The organism is Pseudacidovorax sp. DMC4 (assembly GCF_056314265.1).
The window spans coordinates 282,917-300,219 of sequence record NZ_JBQUYR010000005.1; the positions used below are offsets into that span (position 1 = coordinate 282,917).

Below are 17,303 nucleotides of genomic sequence, written 5' to 3' on the forward strand. Positions count from 1 at the left end.
ACCATCTTCTCCAAGGACATCCCAGCGCCATGAGCACGACGTCTCCGACCATCATCTACACCCTGACCGACGAAGCGCCCGCGCTCGCCACCGCCTCCTTCCTGCCCATCGTCCGCACCTTCGCGCAGGCCGCAGGCGTCGACGTGCAGACCAGCGACATCTCGGTGGCCGCCCGCATCCTCGGCCAGTTCCCGGAGTGCCTGACCGAAGAGCAGCGCGTGCCGGACAACCTCGCTGCGCTCGGCAAGCTCACGCTCAAGCCCGAAGCCAACATCATCAAGCTGCCCAACATCAGCGCCTCGGTGGCCCAGCTCAAGGCCGCCATCAAGGAGCTGCAGGACAAGGGCTACAAGATCCCCGACTTCCCTGAGAACCCGCAGACCGACGAAGAGAAGGACATCCGCGCGCGCTACAACAAGTGCACCGGTTCTGCCGTCAACCCCGTGCTGCGCGAAGGCAACTCCGACCGCCGCGCGCCCAAGGCCGTCAAGGAATACGCCCGCAAGAACCCGCACAGCATGGCGCCGTGGAGCCAGGCCTCGCGCTCGCATGTGTCGCACATGCACGCCGGCGACTTCTACCACGGCGAAAAGTCGATGACGCTGGACCGCGCCCGCGACGTCAAGATGGAGCTGATCACCAAGAGCGGCAAGACCATCGTGCTCAAGCCGAAGGTGTCGTTGCTCGACCGTGAAGTCATCGACTCGATGTTCATGAGCAAGAAGGCGCTGCTGGCCTTCTACGAGAAGGAGATCGAGGACGCCCGCGAAACCGGCGTGATGTTCTCGCTGCACGTCAAGGCCACCATGATGAAGGTCTCGCACCCCATCGTGTTCGGCCACTGCGTGAAGATCTTCTACAAGGACGCCTTCGAGAAGCACGGCAAGCTGTTCGACGAGCTGGGCGTGAACGTCAACAACGGCATGGTCGACCTCTACAACAAGATCGCGACGCTGCCGACGGCCAAGCAGGACGAGATCAAGCGTGACCTGCATGCCTGCCACGAGCACCGGCCCGAGCTGGCCATGGTGGACTCCGCCAAGGGCATCACCAACTTCCACTCGCCCAACGACATCATCGTGGACGCCTCCATGCCCGCGATGATCCGCAACGGCGGCAAGATGTGGGACGCCAACGGCCGCCTGAAGGACGTCAAGGCCGTGATGCCGGAGTCGACCTTCGCCCGCATCTACCAGGAGATCATCAACTTCTGCAAGTGGCACGGCGCCTTCGACCCCAAGACCATGGGCACCGTGCCCAACGTCGGCCTGATGGCGCAGCAGGCCGAGGAATACGGCTCGCACGACAAGACCTTCGAGATTCCCGAGGACGGCGTCGCCAACATCACCGACCTGGCCACCGGCGAAGTGCTGATGAGCCAGAACGTGGAGCAGGGCGACATCTGGCGCATGTGCCAGGTCAAGGACGCCGCCATCCGCGACTGGGTCAAGCTGGCCGTCACCCGCGCCCGCAATTCCGGCATGCCCGTGGTCTTCTGGCTGGACCAGTACCGCCCGCACGAGGCGCAGCTGATCACCAAGGTCAAGATGTACCTGCATGAGCACAACACGACCGGCCTGGACATCCAGATCATGAGCCAGGTGCGCGCGATGCGTTACACGCTGGAGCGCGTGATCCGCGGCCTGGACACCATCAGCGCCACCGGCAACATCCTGCGCGACTACCTGACCGACCTGTTCCCGATCATGGAACTGGGCACCTCGGCCAAGATGCTGTCGATCGTGCCGCTGATGGCTGGCGGCGGCATGTACGAGACGGGCGCTGGCGGCTCGGCCCCGAAGCACGTTCAGCAATTGGTGGAAGAGAACCACCTGCGCTGGGATTCGCTGGGCGAGTTCCTGGCCCTGGCCGTGAGCCTGGAAGAGCTGGGCATCAAGAACAGCAATGCCAAGGCGAAGGTGCTGGCCAAGGCGCTGGACACCGCCACCGGCAAGCTGCTGGACAACAACAAGGGTCCGAGCCCCAAGACCGGCCAGCTGGACAACCGCGGCAGCCACTTCTACATCGCGCTGTACTGGGCCCAGGCCCTGGCCGAGCAGACCGAGGACGCCGAGCTGGCGGCCAAGTTCAAGCCCCTGGCCGAGAAGCTGGCCGCCGACGAGCAGAAGATCGTCGCCGAACTGGCCGAGGTGCAGGGCAAGCCGGCCGACATCGGCGGCTACTACAAGACCGACCCGGCCAAGACCGAAGCCGTGATGCGCCCCAGCAAGACCTTCAACGAGGACCTGGCCAGCGTCGCTGCCTGATCGGGTTCCGGGCTGCAGTGCAGCCCCGGCCCATCAACGAGAAAGCCGTCGCATGCGACGGCTTTTTTTCGCCCCGCCGAAGCAGCGCGCAGGCGGGCACCCATGAAAAAAGCCGGGCTCTGCCCGGCTTTTTGATCTGACTTGAACAGAGCCAAATCGAGCGCGCAGCAGCGCGCTCGATTTGAATTACATGTCCATGCCGCCCATGCCACCCATGCCACCGGGCATGGCAGGCGCTGCGGACTCGTCCTTCGGCGCTTCGGCGACCATGCACTCGGTCGTCAGCAGCAGGGCAGCCACGGAAGCGGCGTTCTGCAGGGCGGTGCGGGTCACCTTGGTCGGGTCCAGGATGCCCATCTCGATCATGTCGCCATAGGTGTCGTTGGCGGCGTTGAAGCCGTAGTTGCCCTTGCCTTGCAGCACGGCGTTCACGACCACGCTCGGCTCGCCACCGGCGTTGGCAACGATCTCGCGCAGGGGCGCTTCGATGGCCTTCAGGATCAGCTTGATGCCGGCGTCCTGGTCGGCGTTGTCGCCCTTGATGTCACCGACGGCTTGCTTGGCACGCAGCAGGGCCACGCCACCACCGGCCACCACGCCTTCTTCCACCGCGGCACGCGTGGCGTGCAGGGCGTCTTCGACGCGGGCCTTCTTTTCCTTCATTTCGACTTCGGTGGCAGCGCCGACCTTGATCACGGCCACGCCGCCGGCCAGCTTGGCCACGCGCTCTTGCAGCTTCTCGCGGTCGTAGTCGCTGGTGGCTTCCTCGATCTGGATGCGGATCTGCTTGACGCGGGCTTCGATGTCGGCCGCGGCACCGGCGCCATCGATGATGGTGGTGTTTTCCTTGCCCACTTCGATGCGCTTGGCCTGGCCCAGGTCGGCCAGGGTCACCTTCTCGAGCGACAGGCCCACTTCTTCAGCGATGACCTTGCCGCCGGTCAGGATGGCGATGTCTTCCAGCATGGCCTTGCGGCGGTCGCCGAAGCCAGGTGCCTTGACGGCCACGACCTTCAGGATGCCGCGGATGGTGTTGACCACCAGGGTCGCCAGCGCTTCGCCGTCGACTTCTTCGGCAATGATCAGCAGCGGACGGCCGGCCTTGGCCACGGCTTCCAGCGTGGGCAGCAGGTCACGGATGTTGCTGATCTTCTTGTCGAACAGCAGGACAAACGGGTTGTCCAGCAGTGCGGCCTGCTTCTCGGGGTTGTTGATGAAGTAGGGCGACAGGTAGCCGCGGTCGAACTGCATGCCTTCGACGACGTCCAGCTCGTTGGCCAGGCTCTTGCCGTCTTCGACGGTGATCACGCCTTCCTTGCCGACCTTGTCCATCGCGTCAGCAATGATCTGGCCGACGTCGGTGTCGCTGTTGGCCGAGATGGAGCCGACCTGGGCGATTTCCTTGGAGGTCGTGGTGGCCTTGCTGGACTTCTTCAGCGCTTCGACCAGAGCGGCGACCGCCTTGTCGATGCCGCGCTTCAGGTCCATCGGGTTCAGGCCGGCGGCCACGTACTTGGAGCCTTCGCGCACGATGGCCTGGGCCAGCACGGTGGCGGTGGTGGTGCCATCACCGGCGTTGTCGCTGGTCTTGGAGGCCACTTCCTTCACGAGCTGGGCGCCCATGTTCTGCAGCTTGTCCTTCAGCTCGATTTCCTTGGCCACGGACACACCGTCCTTGGTCACGGTGGGGGCGCCGAAGGAGCGCTCGAGCACCACGTTGCGGCCCTTGGGGCCCAGGGTCACCTTGACGGCGTTGGCGAGGATGTTCACGCCTTCGACCATGCGTGCGCGGGCGTCGCCGCCGAAGACCACGTCTTTTGCTGCCATTTTGTGTTTCTCCTAGATCCGGGGATTGATTACTTCTCGACGACCGCGAACAGGTCGTCTTCCTTCATGACCAGCAGCTCTTCGCCATCGACCTTGACGGTCTGGCCGGAGTACTTGCCGAACAGCACGCGGTCGCCGACCTTGATGTTCAGGACGACGAAGTCGCCCTTGTCGTTGCGCTTGCCGGGGCCGACAGCGAGGACTTCACCCTGGTCCGGCTTCTCGGCGGCGTTGTCGGGGATCACGATGCCCGAGGCGGTCTTGGTTTCGCTTTCAACGCGCTTGACGATCACGCGATCGTGCAGAGGACGAAGTTTCATTAGGAATCTCCTGGAAGAGGGACGGAATGAGGGTTGTGCGGCGGGGCAGCGAGGCCCTGCCATCCACTTGGCGCCGGTGCTGTTAGCACTCACCGCCAGCGAGTGCTAATCATAAGGACTTTTGGCGGCGTTTCAACAGGGCGCGGGCCTACAGCGTGTCTGGACGGCAGCCGGCAAGTCAGGACTTGACTATTCGTTGCGAACAATCGGGGCTGTTGAATCCATTAATTGTTCGCGTGATGGAAACGTTCCGGCCACGGCTTGGCACGCAGTAACGCGGCTTTGCGGGCGCATCATTCATTCCACGGCGCCGATGAAACCCCAAGCGCCGCCACCGCTCGGCGACGACCCGTCGCCCCGCAGGCTCTCAGTGGGTGACCCATCCTCGCTACAGAAAAGGACAACATCATGACCAAGACTTCCAAGACCCTCGCTGCCGCCGCGCTCGCCCTGTTCGCCGCCGCCGGTGCCGTTCATGCCGAGGAATACGAAGGCGTGCTCCAGTTCAACTCCAACCTCAGCCGCGCCGAAGTGCAGACCCAGGGTGTCGCTGCCGCCCATGGCCCCGATCTCTACGCCGAAGGCGCCCTGGCCCACACCACGCCGGTGATGAGCTCGCCGCGCCTGCGCGCCTCAGTGCAGGCCGAAGCCGTTGCGGCCGCCCATGCGCCCGACCAGAACGTGCAGGTCGGCTCGCGGGGCGACCAGCGCTTCTTCGCCGGCATCGCTCCGAGCACCGTGGTCGGCGGTACCACCTGGGCGATCCGCGGCAACACGAGCGCTGCCCAGCAAGGCGCTGAATAAGCCCACCCTGCGCGGGGAGGCCAGAGGGGCCGGCCCGTGTCTTCCTTCATAGGCGCCTGCGGGCGCCTTTTTCAATGGCGGCCACCATGCATTCCCACAGGCGGCGCCAGCCCATGCCGCAGCGTCAGCATCACGTCAACTTAGAATAAAAATTGTTCTCAGTTGTATTGTTATGAGGATCGCTTGTCCATGCCTTTCGACGCATCGTTGCCGTCTCCGCGCCGCCCAGGGGTGGTCCAGAGTGCCTGGGTACTTCTGCTGAGCACGGCCGCAGCCTCGGCCCAGGTACCCGCGGTTTCATCGGCTGCGAACACCTTGCCGACGGTGCGTGTCGATGCCGAGGCACCGGCCGAGACCGCCACCTCGCCGGTCATCGGCTACCGCGCCACGCGCAGCGCCACGGCCACCAAGACCGACACCCCCCTGGCCGAGACGCCGCAATCCGTGACCATCGTGACGCGCGACCAGATCGTGGACCAGGGCGCCACGAACCTGCAGGACGCGCTGGGCTATGCCGCTGGCGTGCGCTCGGACGCCTACGGCCTGGACTCGCGCAACGATGCCGTGCGCGTGCGCGGCTCGACGCCGGACGTCTACCTCGACGGCCTCAAGCAGGCCTACGGCTACTACACCAGCACCACCCGCACCGACCCCTACACGCTCGAGCGGCTGGAAGTGCTGCGCGGACCTTCCGGCATGCTCTTCGGCGCCGGCACGGCCGCGGGCGTGGTCAACATGGTCAGCAAGCGGCCGCTGTTCGAGACGCAGCGCGAAGTGGGCGTGCAGTTGGGCAGCTGGAACCGCCGCCAGCTGCAGGCCGACCTGACCGGCCCGCTGAATGCCGAAGGCACGCTGGCCTATCGGCTGATCGCCGTGGCCCGCAAGTCCGACACGCAGGTCGACCATGTGCCGGACGACCGGCAACTGCTTGCGCCCTCGCTCACCTGGCGGCCCACGGCCATGACGTCGCTGACCCTGCAGGGCCTGTGGCAGCAGGACAAGAGCGGCAGCTCGTCGCAGTTCTTCCCGTGGCAGGGCACGATCCTGCCCAACCCGAATGGCCGTTTGCCCACCGACCGCTTCATCGGCGAGGCCGGCGACCACTACGACAGCACCCGCCGCACTTTCGGCTGGCAGTTCGAGCACCGCTTCAACGACCAGTGGGCCGTGCGGCAGAACTTCCGCGTGGCGCGCAACGTGAACGACGCGCACTACAGCTACGGGGACTTCTTCACCATCCCCGGCGGCTGGGGCGCGGACCCGATCGGCCAGCGTCGGCTGGGCCGCTACACCGACAGCAGCCTGACCCGCAACCAGATCGCCAACCTCGACAACCATGTCGAGGGCCGCTTCGCCACCGGCGCGCTGCAGCACACGCTGCTGCTGGGCGCCGACTTCTCCCGCCAGCACGAGCGCGTGTGGAGCGGCACCAGCTACAGCACCATCGACGCCTACGCACCGGTGTACGGCAACGTGCAGTCGCCGGTGCGTGCGCCGCTGCCGCGCACCGAGCAGCGGCAGTCCGGCATCTACGTGCAGGACCAGATGAAGCTCGGCCGCTGGACCTTCGTGGCTGGCCTGCGCCACGACAGCACCCGCAGCCAGTCCGACGGCAGCGAGGCGCAGCGCGACTCGGCCAACACAAGGCGCTTCGGTCTGCTCTACGGCTTCGACTCCGGTTGGGCGCCGTACCTGAGCTATGCCGAGTCCTTCACGCCGCAGTCGCCGCGCCTGGGGCAGACCTTCAGGCCCTTGCGGGGCGAGCAATGGGAGGCCGGTGTGCGCTACGAGCCGCCGGGCCGATCATTGGCCTTCAGCGCCGCCGTCTACGACCTGAAGGAAAAGAACCAGATCGTCCAGACCCTGCCCAATGTCTTCGACCAGTTGGGTGTCACCCGCACGCGCGGCGTGGAACTGGAGGCCAAGGGCTCGTTCACGCGCGACCTGGATGTCGTGGCCCACTACAACTACACCGACCTCGATCCGCTGCTGGAGGGCCTGCCGCGCCACCAAGCGAGCGTCTGGGCCAAGTACCGCTTCGCCATCGCGGGCACGCCCGGCTTCTCGGCCGGCGCGGGCGTGCGCTACATGGGCAGCTTCCGCGACACCTCGGGCGGCGCCGCCGGGCCGCAGATCCCGTCGGTGGCGCTGCTGGACTTCGTCTTCGCCTACGAGACCGACCAATGGCGCTATGCCCTCAATGTGAACAACGCGACCGACAAGGTGTACTACAGCACCTGCCTGTCGCGCGGCGACTGCTGGTGGGGCGCCCGCCGCAACATCGTGGCCAGCGCCACCTACCGCTTCTGATCGGCATCGCCGGGACCCCACGATATGCGCATGGACAGCAAGACCATCAAGACCTGGGCCTGGGTGCACAAATGGAGCAGCCTCGTCTGTACGGCGTTCATGCTCCTGTTGTGCCTCACGGGCCTGCCGCTGATCTTCCACCACGAGATCGGCCACCTGCTCGGCACCGAGGTGGAGGCACCGAAGATGCCCGCCGACACGCCGCGCGTGAGCCTGGACCGCGCGCTCGAAGTGGCGCGCGCCCAGCATCCGGACCGGGTGGTGCAGTTCGCCTCGCACGACGAGGACAGCGAGGACATCTGGTTCGTCACCCTGACGCCGACGCCCGCGCCCACCGACGATTTCCGCTCGGTGGCGGTGGACGCGCGCACCGGCCAGGTGCTGGCCCAGCCGCGCTTCGACCAGGGCTTCATGTGGATCATGTTCAAGCTGCACGTCGACCTGTTCGCCGGCCTTCCGGGCAAGCTCTTCCTGGGACTCATGGGCCTGTTGCTGCTGGTGGCGCTGGTCAGCGGCACGGTGCTGTACGCGCCCTTCATGCGCAAGCTCGAATTCGGCACCGTGCGGCGCGACAGACGGCCGCGCGCCAAGTGGCTGGACCTGCACAACCTGCTGGGCATCGTCACCCTGACCTGGGCCTTCGTGGTGGGCGCCACGGGCATGATCAACACTTGGGCCGACCTGGTGATCAAGTACTGGCAGCACGACCAGCTGAGCGCGCTGCTGGCGCCCTATCAGGGTCAGCCGCTGGTGCCGGTGGCCGAGCGCGCGCCGCTGCAGCGGGCGCTCGAGGCCGCCAAGGCCCAGGCGCCGGACAAGCGCCTGTCCTTCATTGCGTTCCCGGGCACGGCGTTCTCGAGCCCGCACCACACCACCTTCTTCCTGCGCGGGCAGGAGCCGCTCACCTCGCGGTTGCTGCAGCCGGTGCTGGTGGATGCGCGCACGGCAGAGGTCACCGCGGCGCCGAAGCTGCCGTGGTACGTGACGGCGCTGCTGGTGTCGCAGCCGCTGCACTTCGGCGACTACGGCGGCATGCCGATGCAGATACTGTGGGCGCTGCTGGACATCGCGACCATCATCGTGCTGGGCAGCGGGCTGTACCTGTGGCTGCGCAAGGGCGATCCGGCGCATGTGCACCGGTCACAAGGCAAGGCGGGCGCCGCCTCGGCCGGGACCGAATGCCCCGCGTCCCTGCAGCCGCAGCCCGTGCAGGCACGCACGCGCCTGGAGTCCCCGCGATGAGGGCCCGTCCGGCGGATGCCACGGGGCATCGTGGGGCGAGCGTCGCCGATGGCGCTCCAGCGAATCCCGGCGCCGACCATCGACCCTGGGGCGGCATGTGGGGCTGGCCGCTCGTCTTCGGCGTCTCGACCGCCATCGGCCTGGTCTCTTCGCTGTTCAGCGATGGCGGCTTTGGCGACTGGCTGGGCTGGCTGACCCTGGGTGCGCCCGTGGCCGCCTGCCTCTGGTGGGGCTGGCTGCGGCGTTGAGTCGTCTCGATCGATCACCGCACGAGGTGTACGCGGCCGCGCCACCGTCGTGTGTGCCATTGCGCCACAAGGTTGTCCGGCCACGGCAATAGGCGCCTGCACCGACGCGGCCGGGCGTCGGCCTCCCGCAGAATGCCCGCCCATGAACACATGGCGCATGGCGAAGACGGTGGGGGTGGTGGTGGCGACGGCCCAGGCGGGGGTGGCCGCCGCGCAGGTGTCGGTGGCCGGACAGCTGCCCGAGGTGACGGTGAGCACGCCCAGCGGACCACAGCCGGCGTTTGCCGTGCCGGGCTCGGTGGACCGCGTCGAGGGCGCCGATCTGCGCGACAACCGGCTGGGCGCGCAACTGAGCGAAGGCCTGGGCGCCGTGCCGGGCCTGCAGATCCGCGACCGGCAGAACTTCGCGCAGGACCTGCAACTCTCCATCCGCGGCTTCGGCGCCCGCTCCACCTTCGGCGTGCGCGGCGTGCGGCTGTATGTGGACGGCATTCCCGCCACGCTGCCCGACGGGCAAGGCCAGACCTCCAACATCGACATCGCCTCGCTGGAGCGCATCGACGTGCTGCGCGGGCCGTTCTCGGCCCTGTACGGCAATTCGTCCGGCGGCGTGGTGCAGGCCTTCACGGCGTCGGGCGAGGCACCGGCCAGCCTGTCGTACAGCGTGGCCGGCGGCAGCAACGGCACCTGGCGCACGGGCCTGGTCGGCAGCGGCAAGCAGGGCGCCGTCGACTGGCGGCTCAGCGCGAGCCGCTATTCGACCGATGGCTGGCGCGCGCATTCGGCCGCGCAGCGCGACCTGGCCAATGGGCGCGTGGGCATCGACCTCGACCAGGGCGGCAAGCTCACGCTGGTGTTCAACCGCGTGACGGTCGATGCGCAGGATCCGCTGGGCCTGACCGCGCAGCAGTTCGCCACCGCGCCGCGCAGCGCCGATGTGGCGACGCAGTACAACACCCGCAAGACGGTGACGCAGAGCCAGGCCGGCATGGTGTTCGAGCAGCCGCTGGGCGCGCAGCAGTCCGTGCGGGTGATGCTGTACGGCGGCGAGCGCGGCACGACGCAGTACCAGTCCATCCCGCCCTCGGCGCAGCAGAACCCGCGCCATGCCGGCGGCGTGATCGACCTGGACCGCCACTATGCGGGTGCCGATCTGCGCTGGACCGGCAAGTTCGATCTGGCGGGCCGGCCCTTCGAGCTGGTCGCCGGCCTGGGCTACGACAGCCTGCGCGAATGGCGGCGCGGCTACGAGAACTACCTGGGCAGCGCCGCGCAGCCGATGCTGGGCGTGCAGGGCCGCCTGCGCCGGAACGAGCGCAACGAGGTCTTCAACGTCGACCCCTATGCCCAGGCCACCTGGCGCTTTGCGCCCGACTGGTCGGCCGAATTCGGCGTGCGTCGCAGCCGCGTGCACTTCGATTCGCAGGACCGCTACATCACCGCCGCCAATGGCGACGACAGCGGCACCGCCGCCTACAGCCGCACGCTGCCCGTGGCCTCGCTGCGCTGGACGCCGATACGGGACCTGGCGCTGTATGTGTCCGCCGGCCGCGGCTTCGAGACGCCGACGCTCAACGAGCTCTCGTACCGGTCGGATGGCGTGGGCGGCCTCAACTTCGGGCTGCGCCCCTCGGTGAGCGACAACGTCGAGCTGGGCGCCAAGGCCCGGCTGGCCGGTGGCATGCTCACGGCGGCGCTGTTCCAGACGCGGACCCAGGACGAGATCGTCACCGACACCAACGTCGGCGGCCGCTCCACCTTCCGCAATGCCGGGCGCACCAGGCGGCAGGGCGTGGAACTGGGCTGGCAGCACGAGACCGAGGACCACTGGCGCACGCAGCTGGCCTACACCTGGCTCGATGCGCGCTACCAGGACGCCTTCTGCACGCCCTCTCCCTGCAGCGCTGCCAACCTCGTGCCGGCCGGCCGTCGCCTGCCCGGCGTGGCCAGCCAGTCGCTGTATGCGGCCTACGGCTGGATGCCGCCGCAGGGCTGGCGTGCGGGCGCCGAGCTGCGCGCCGTCGCCAAGGTCTGGGCCAACGACCTGAACACCGCCCGGGCGCCGGGCTATGCAGTGGCGGCCATCCACGCGGGTTACGTGCTCAAGCTCGGTCGCTGGGACTTGAATGCCTTTGCCCGCATCGACAACCTGTTCGACCGGCGCTACGCCGGCTCCGTGATCGTCAACGAAGGCAATGCGCGCTATTTCGAGCCGGCGCCGGGACGGACGTGGACGGTGGGGATGGGCGGGACGTACAGCTTCTGACGCTGCGGTTCGCGCAGCGCTTCGGCAGGAGCGCCGTAGCCGATCTGTCCGCACAAAGAAAAAAGCCGCCGGGGCGACCCGGCGGCTTTCTTCATCGGGGGCGCAGGGAAGGGGGCGCCGATCAGTGCGCCTCCGCCTGCCGCGCCGCGGCGATGCTCGCCGCCTCGTCATGCCGCGCGCCGTTCAGGAACAGGTTCAGCACCACCGCCGTGATCGAGGTCAGCAGGATGCCCGACTCGATCAGCGGATGGATGCCGTGCGGCATCCACTGCTTGAAGTTGGGCGCCAGCAGCGGAATCATGCCGATGCCGATGGAGACGGCCACGATCATCGCGTTGTGGCGGTTGGTCTTGAAGTCCACGCCGCTCAGGATGCGGATGCCCGTGGCCAGCACCATGCCGAACATCACCAGGCCCGCGCCGCCCAGCACCACGGTGGGCAGCGACTCCACCAGTGCCGCCATCTTGGGCAGCAGCCCCAGCACGATCAAAATCACGCCGCCGGCCACGCAGACGAAGCGGCTCTTCACGCCGGTCACCGCCACCAGGCCCACGTTCTGCGAGAAGCTGGTGTAGGGAAAGGTGTTGAAGATGCCGCCGATCAGCGTGCCCAGGCCGTCAGTGCGCAGGCCGCGGGCCAGGTCCTGCTGGCCCACCTTGCGGTCGGTCATCTCGCCCAGCGCGAGGAACATGCCGGTCGACTCGATCATCACCACGATCATCACCAGCGTCATGGTGAAGATCAGAACCGGGTCGAAGATCGGCATGCCGAAGTGGAAGGGCAGCACCACGTCCACCCAGGCGGCCTTGGCCACCTTGTCGAAGGTCATCAGGCCCATGGCCGCCGCCGCGATGGCGCCGATGACGATGCCCAGCAGCACCGAGATGTTGGCCACGAAGCCCTTGGCGAACTTCACGATCAGCAGGATGGACACCAGCACCAGCGCCGAGATGCCCACGCCGGAGAGGTCCGCGTACTTGGGGTTGGGCACCGTGGGCATCAGCGCGATGCCCTTGGGCGCCGGTGGCAGCGAGGAGCCGGGCGACGTGACATCGGCCAGCCACTTGGCATAAGCCGGATCGACCACGGCCGGAGCCGTCGGGCCCACCGGGTTGCCGAAGATCCAGTTGATGCCCACGCGCATGAGCGTAATGCCGATGACCGCGATGATGGTGCCGGTCACCACCGGCGGAAAGAAGCGCAGCATGCGGCTGACCAGCGGCGCGATCAGGATCGAGACGATGCCCGCGCCGATGATCGAGCCGAAGAGCAATTGCGCCCCGGCCTGGCCCGGGTTGCCGTTGGCGATGGCCACCATCGGCGCCACCGATGCGAAGGTCACGCCCATCATCACCGGCAGGCGGATGCCGAACCACTGCGTGGCGCCCAGCGCCTGGATCAGCGTGACCAGGCCGCAACAGAAGAGGTCGGCCGAGATCAGCAGCGCCACCTCCTGCGGGCTGAGCTTGAGCGCACGGCCCACGATCAGCGGCACGGCGACGGCGCCGGCGTACATCACCAGCACATGCTGCAGGCCCAGCGCGGCCAGCTTGCCACTGGGCAGCTTCTGGTCGACGGGGTGCACGGACAACGAAGCAGACGAACTCATGGGGACGAACTCCTCGCCCTCAATCGTGGGGCTGGCGCGAAGCATAGAGAAAGCCAAAAATCGTCAAAGACGGTCAATCCGATAATTCAATCGCGTCCTTCGATCAATGGGCGCGGAAAGGGCGGTTTCCCTTGGCAATCAAGTCTTCCTTGCCGGAGCTCAGGGTTTTCCTGGCTGTGGCCGAAAGCGGCCATTTCACGCGGGCGGCGGAGCGACTGGGCATGTCGCAGTCCTCGCTCAGCGCGGCGCTGGGCAAGCTGGAGCGGGAACTTGGCGCGCGCCTTTTCGACCGCCACACGCGCGCCTGCCGCATGACCGACGCCGGTGCGGCGCTGCTGCCGGCTGCGCGCCGGCTGGTGGCGGACTGGGACCACCTGGTGGCCGACGCGCAGGACTTCGGCCGCTTCGCTCGCGGCCGGGTGGCGGTCGCGGCGCCCAACGCCCAGTGCGCGCTGCTGCTGCCGCCGGTGATCCGCGCCTTCGGCGAGTCGCATCCCGGGGTGCGGGTGGTGCTGCACGATGTGCCCGAGCACGAGGTGCACGCCCTGGTGCGCAGCGGCGCGGCCGACCTGGGCATCGCCACGCAGACCGATGCCCGCACCGACCTGGTGGCCTCACCACTGCAGTCGGACGAGTTCGTTGCGGTGATGGCGCCCGACCATCCGCTGGCCGCGCGCCGGTCGCTGGAATGGTCGCAGCTGGCGCGGTCGCCGGTGATCGGCTATCTGCCCGGCAATCCGGTGCGCACGCTGCTGGAGGAAAAGCTGGCCGCCCGCGGCATCGCGCTGGACTATGCCTTCGAGATCGCGCTGCCCTGGACCATGATGGGCCTGGCCCGCGAAGGGCTGGGCGTGGCCGTGGTGACGATGGCGCTGCGGCCGCTGGCGGTCTGGCATGGGCTGGCGGTGCGCACCGTAGGCCGGCCGCAGGTGGCGCGCATGCTCACGCTGCTGAGGGCGCCGGCGCATTCGCCGTCGCCGGCGGTGGCGGCCTTTCGGGAGCAGCTGATGGCGGCGACGGGTGCGCGGCTTTGAGCCAGCCTCAGGCGCCCTCGGCGGCGATGCCCACGCCCAGAAGCCCTTCGAGCAGTGCCGCATCCTGCGCCAGCGTTGCGCTCGGCCCTGAATGCACCACCGTGCCGCGCTCCAGCACGATGGCCTCGTGCGTCATCTCCAGGGCCAGCACCGGATGCTGCTCGACCACCACCGAGGCCAGGCCTTCGCCCTCGCACAGCTGGCGGATGGCGGCGGCCAGTTCCTCCACCACGATGGGCGCCAGGCCTTCCATCGGTTCGTCCAGCAGCAGCAGCGAGGGGTTGGTCATCAGCGCCCGGCCGATGGCCAGCATCTGCTGCTCGCCGCCGGAGAGCTGATGGCCCTGGTTGCCGCGGCGTTCGCGCAGGCGCGGGAAGAGGCCGTACACGCGCGCCAGCGTCCACGCGCCCGGCCGCGCGATCACGCGCAGGTTCTCCTCGACGGTGAGCGAGGGGAAGACCTCGCGCTCCTGCGGCACCCAGCCCAGGCCGGCGCGGGCGCGGCGGTGCGGCGCCCACTGCGTGATGTCCTCGCCCTGCCAGCGGATGGCGCCGCGCGTCACACGCGTGTGACCCATCAGCGTCTCCAGCAGCGTGGTCTTGCCCACGCCGTTGCGGCCCAGGATCGCCAGGCTGCGGCCGGGTGCGAGCGAGAAGCTCAGCCGGTCGAGCACCACCGCCTGGCCGTAGCCGGCGACCACGCCGTCGAAGGCGAGTTGCGCGGTCTCAGCCATGGGCGGGCTCCTGCGTGCGGGCGCCCGGCAGGTGCGCATGGGCGCGGCCCAGGTACACCTCGCGCACCCGCGGGTCGGCGGCGATCTCGGCGGGCGTGCCCTCGGTCAGCAGTTGGCCGGCCACCAGCACCGAGATGCGGCGGGCGAAACGGAAGACGAGCTGCATGTCGTGCTCGATGAACAGCACCGCCACGTCGGCGGGCAGCGATGCGACGGCGTCGAAGATCTCGCCGCTCTCGTCCTTGGGGACGCCGGCAGCGGGCTCGTCCAGCAGCAGCACGCGCGGGCGGGTGGCCATGGCCAGGGCGATTTCCAGCAGGCGCTGCTTGCCGTAGGCGAGCTCGGCGACAGGCACATGAGCCAGGTCGCCCAGCCGCAGCAGGGCCAGCAAGCGCTCGGCCTCGTCATGCAGCGGCCGGTAGCGGCCCATCGGCTTCCACCACACGGCGCCGATGCGCTCGCGCTCGGCCAGGGCCAGCAGCACCGACTGCAGGGGTGTGAGACGCGGGAAGAGGGCGTTGATCTGGAAGGTGCGGGCGAGGCCGCGGCGCACCCGCGCATCGGGCGACCAGGCGGTCACCTCCTGCCCGTCCAACTGCACACGGCCTTCGGAGGGCTTGAGCACGCCGGTCAGCAGGTTGATCAGCGTGGTCTTGCCGGCGCCGTTGGGGCCGATGAGCGCATGCCGATCGCCAGCCGCGAGCGACAGGTTGACGCCCGCCACGGCCTGGAAGGCGCCGAAGCGCACGCCCAGGTTGTCCGTCTGGAGCAGCAGGGGCGCCGCGCTCATGTCGTTTCTCCCACTGGCTTGCGACGCCTTTGCGTCAGCCGGGCCAGCAACCCCATCAGCCCCCCGCGGCCCACCAGCACCGCAGCGATCAGGAACAGCCCCAGCCAGAACATCCAGTACTGCGGATTCATGTCGGCGAAGCGGTCGTGCACCAGCATGTAGACCACCGCGCCCAGCATGCCGCCATAGAGCCTGCCCGTGCCGCCCAGCACAAGGATGATCAGCACCTCGGCCGAGCGGTTGAAGCCGATGGACTCGATGCCGACGAACTGCGTGGTCTGCGCCAGCAGCGCACCGGCGATGGCCGCCACGCCGGCGGAGAAGGCATAGGCCATGCGCAGCCGCGCATCCACCGGCGTGCCCAGCGCCAGCATGCGCTTGCGGTTGTCGTGGATGCCGCGCAGTGCCATGCCGAAGGGCGAACGCAGCACCCGCCGCACCACCAGGAAGACGGCCAGCACCACTACGAAGCTGTAGACGAAGGCCGTGCGGCCGAAGAAGTCGAACTCGAAACTGCCCAGCAGCGGCGACACCGCCATGCCCTGCAGCCCGTCGGTGCCGCCGGTGATGGCAGACAGCCGGTTGGCCAGCTCGTAGAGCAGCACGCAGACGGCGATGGTGATCATCAGCCGCGCCAGGTCGGTGCCGCGCACGACCAGCCAGCTCAGCAGCCAGCCCAGCGCCAGGCCGACGGCCAGCGCCACGGCCAGGCCGCTGATCGGCTCGCCCCAGCCATGCTTGGCCAGCAGGCCGGCCGCATAGGCGCCGGCGCCGAAGAAGGCGGCATGGCCCACCGTGAGGATGCCCGCGTAGCCCAGCGCCATGTCCAGCGACACGGCGAAGAGGCCGAAGATCAGCACCTGACTCATCAGCGTGAGCTGCTCGGGCATCAGGAAGAAGCAACTGGCCAGGACCGCCCAGAAGGCGACTTCGGCCGCAAGCTGAGGTCGCGGCGCGCTCATGCCGTCACTCCCTTGCGCACCACCAGGCCGTGCGGCCGAAGCAGCAGCATCACGATCATCACGCCATAGATCAGGAAGGCGCCCGCCTGCGGCAGGTAGTACTTGCCGGCCACGTCGACGATGCCCACCAGCAGCGCCGCGGCGAAGGGGCCGGTGATGGTGCCGGCCCCGCCCACGCACACCACCAGCAGGAAGTACACGAGGTACTTCAGGGCAAAGCCGGGCTCCAGCCCCAGCACGCCCAGGCTCAGCGCGCCGCCCAGGCCGGCCAGGCCACAGCCCAGCGAGAAGGTCAGCAGAAACAACCGCTGCACATGGATGCCGGTGCCGGCCGCCACGCGCTGGTTGTCCACCGCCGCGCGCACCATGGCGCCGTAGCGGGTGCGGCCCAGTGCCAGCAGCAGCGCGGCCAGCACCGCCAGGCCGCAGCCGATCAGGAACAGGCGGTAGCGGCCCAGCCCCACGCCCGCCACCTCGACCTGGCCCTGCAGCCACGGTGGCAGCGTGAAGGGCTGCAGCGTGGGCCCGAAGAGCCAGGTGAAGGCCGCGATGGAGACGAACACCAGGCCGATGGACAGCAGCACCTGATCCAGCGGATGCGCGCGGTAGAGTCGCCGGTACAGCAGCCACTCCAACACCGCGCCCAGCAGCGCCGAGGCCACGAAGGCCGCCAGCAGCGCCAGGCCGAAGCCCACGCCGTGGGCATTCATCAGCACCGCCGCCGCATAGCCGCCCGCCATGGCGAAGCTGCCGTGCGCCAGGTTGACGAAGTTCATCAGCCCCATGGTCACGGACAGCCCCACCGCCATCAGGAAGAGGAGCATGCCGTAGGCCACCCCGTCGAAAAGCACGACCGCCATCTGCCGCTGTTCCTCCGCGCGCCGCCGGCTC

At 68.3% G+C, this 17,303-nt stretch carries 14 protein-coding genes; 7 read left to right on the plus strand and 7 right to left on the minus strand.

Going from position 1 to position 17,303, the window contains the following annotated elements; translation table 11 throughout:
- The first annotated feature begins 29 nt into the window (after positions 1 to 29).
- Positions 30 to 2,267, plus strand: a complete 2,238-nt coding sequence (locus tag ACT54X_RS11925) for an NADP-dependent isocitrate dehydrogenase (protein ID WP_294370639.1) — start codon at positions 30 to 32, stop codon at positions 2,265 to 2,267.
- A gap of 186 nt (positions 2,268 to 2,453) precedes the next feature.
- On the opposite strand, the gene groL is transcribed toward ACT54X_RS11925, so the two are convergent.
- Both groL and groES read right to left on the minus strand, forming a co-directional pair.
- A complete protein-coding gene (groL, locus tag ACT54X_RS11930; protein WP_043113290.1) occupies positions 2,454 to 4,094 on the minus strand; it encodes a chaperonin GroEL in 1,641 nt (546 codons plus the stop codon).
- 29 nt (positions 4,095 to 4,123) lie between these two features.
- Complete coding sequence (groES, locus tag ACT54X_RS11935; protein WP_017757321.1) at positions 4,124 to 4,414, minus strand: co-chaperone GroES; 291 nt, start codon at positions 4,412 to 4,414, stop codon at positions 4,124 to 4,126.
- Positions 4,415 to 4,822: 408 nt separating this feature from the next.
- On the opposite strand from groES, the gene ACT54X_RS11940 reads away from it, so the two are divergent.
- From ACT54X_RS11940 to ACT54X_RS11960, 5 genes are all read left to right on the plus strand, one after another.
- Entirely contained in the window at positions 4,823 to 5,218 is a 396-nt protein-coding gene (locus ACT54X_RS11940) for a hypothetical protein (RefSeq protein WP_114802262.1), read from the plus strand.
- 189 nt (positions 5,219 to 5,407) lie between these two features.
- Positions 5,408 to 7,528 (plus strand): TonB-dependent siderophore receptor, encoded by a 2,121-nt coding sequence (locus tag ACT54X_RS11945; protein ID WP_354322282.1) that lies wholly within the window; start codon positions 5,408 to 5,410, stop codon positions 7,526 to 7,528.
- Between the two features lie 30 nt (positions 7,529 to 7,558).
- Positions 7,559 to 8,770, plus strand: a complete 1,212-nt coding sequence (locus tag ACT54X_RS11950) for a PepSY-associated TM helix domain-containing protein (RefSeq protein WP_294370631.1) — start codon at positions 7,559 to 7,561, stop codon at positions 8,768 to 8,770.
- Positions 8,767 to 9,018: a hypothetical protein gene (locus tag ACT54X_RS11955; protein ID WP_294370779.1), complete on the plus strand. Its 252-nt coding sequence runs from the start codon at positions 8,767 to 8,769 to the stop codon at positions 9,016 to 9,018. Before ACT54X_RS11950 ends, ACT54X_RS11955 begins: the two co-directional genes overlap by 4 nt.
- A 157-nt stretch (positions 9,019 to 9,175) precedes the next feature.
- Positions 9,176 to 11,284, plus strand: coding sequence for a TonB-dependent receptor (locus ACT54X_RS11960; protein WP_366934701.1), 2,109 nt, complete (start codon positions 9,176 to 9,178; stop codon positions 11,282 to 11,284).
- Positions 11,285 to 11,405: 121 nt separating this feature from the next.
- Here ACT54X_RS11960 and ACT54X_RS11965 read toward each other — a convergent pair whose 3' ends face one another.
- On the minus strand, positions 11,406 to 12,893 hold the full coding sequence (locus ACT54X_RS11965; protein ID WP_294370627.1) for a nucleobase:cation symporter-2 family protein: 1,488 nt from the start codon (positions 12,891 to 12,893) through the stop codon (positions 11,406 to 11,408).
- Between the two features lie 149 nt (positions 12,894 to 13,042).
- Between ACT54X_RS11965 and ACT54X_RS11970 the strand changes: the two genes are divergently transcribed.
- A complete protein-coding gene (locus ACT54X_RS11970) occupies positions 13,043 to 13,927 on the plus strand; it encodes a LysR family transcriptional regulator (protein ID WP_354322284.1) in 885 nt (294 codons plus the stop codon).
- Positions 13,928 to 13,934: 7 nt separating this feature from the next.
- Here ACT54X_RS11970 and ACT54X_RS11975 read toward each other — a convergent pair whose 3' ends face one another.
- The 4 genes from ACT54X_RS11975 to ACT54X_RS11990 are packed head-to-tail and all read right to left on the minus strand — an operon-like array spanning position 13,935 to position 17,272.
- Positions 13,935 to 14,660 (minus strand): ABC transporter ATP-binding protein, encoded by a 726-nt coding sequence (locus tag ACT54X_RS11975; RefSeq protein WP_354322285.1) that lies wholly within the window; start codon positions 14,658 to 14,660, stop codon positions 13,935 to 13,937.
- A complete protein-coding gene (locus tag ACT54X_RS11980; RefSeq protein WP_476346687.1) occupies positions 14,653 to 15,450 on the minus strand; it encodes an ABC transporter ATP-binding protein in 798 nt (265 codons plus the stop codon). Before ACT54X_RS11980 ends, ACT54X_RS11975 begins: the two co-directional genes overlap by 8 nt.
- Positions 15,447 to 16,412 (minus strand): branched-chain amino acid ABC transporter permease, encoded by a 966-nt coding sequence (locus tag ACT54X_RS11985; RefSeq protein ID WP_294370620.1) that lies wholly within the window; start codon positions 16,410 to 16,412, stop codon positions 15,447 to 15,449. Before ACT54X_RS11985 ends, ACT54X_RS11980 begins: the two co-directional genes overlap by 4 nt.
- Positions 16,409 to 17,272 carry a branched-chain amino acid ABC transporter permease gene (locus ACT54X_RS11990; RefSeq protein ID WP_294370619.1) on the minus strand — a complete coding sequence of 288 codons (864 nt, stop codon included), beginning with the start codon at positions 17,270 to 17,272 and terminating at the stop codon, positions 16,409 to 16,411. The genes ACT54X_RS11985 and ACT54X_RS11990 overlap by 4 nt, the downstream gene beginning before the upstream one ends.
- Positions 17,273 to 17,303: the final 31 nt, after the last annotated feature.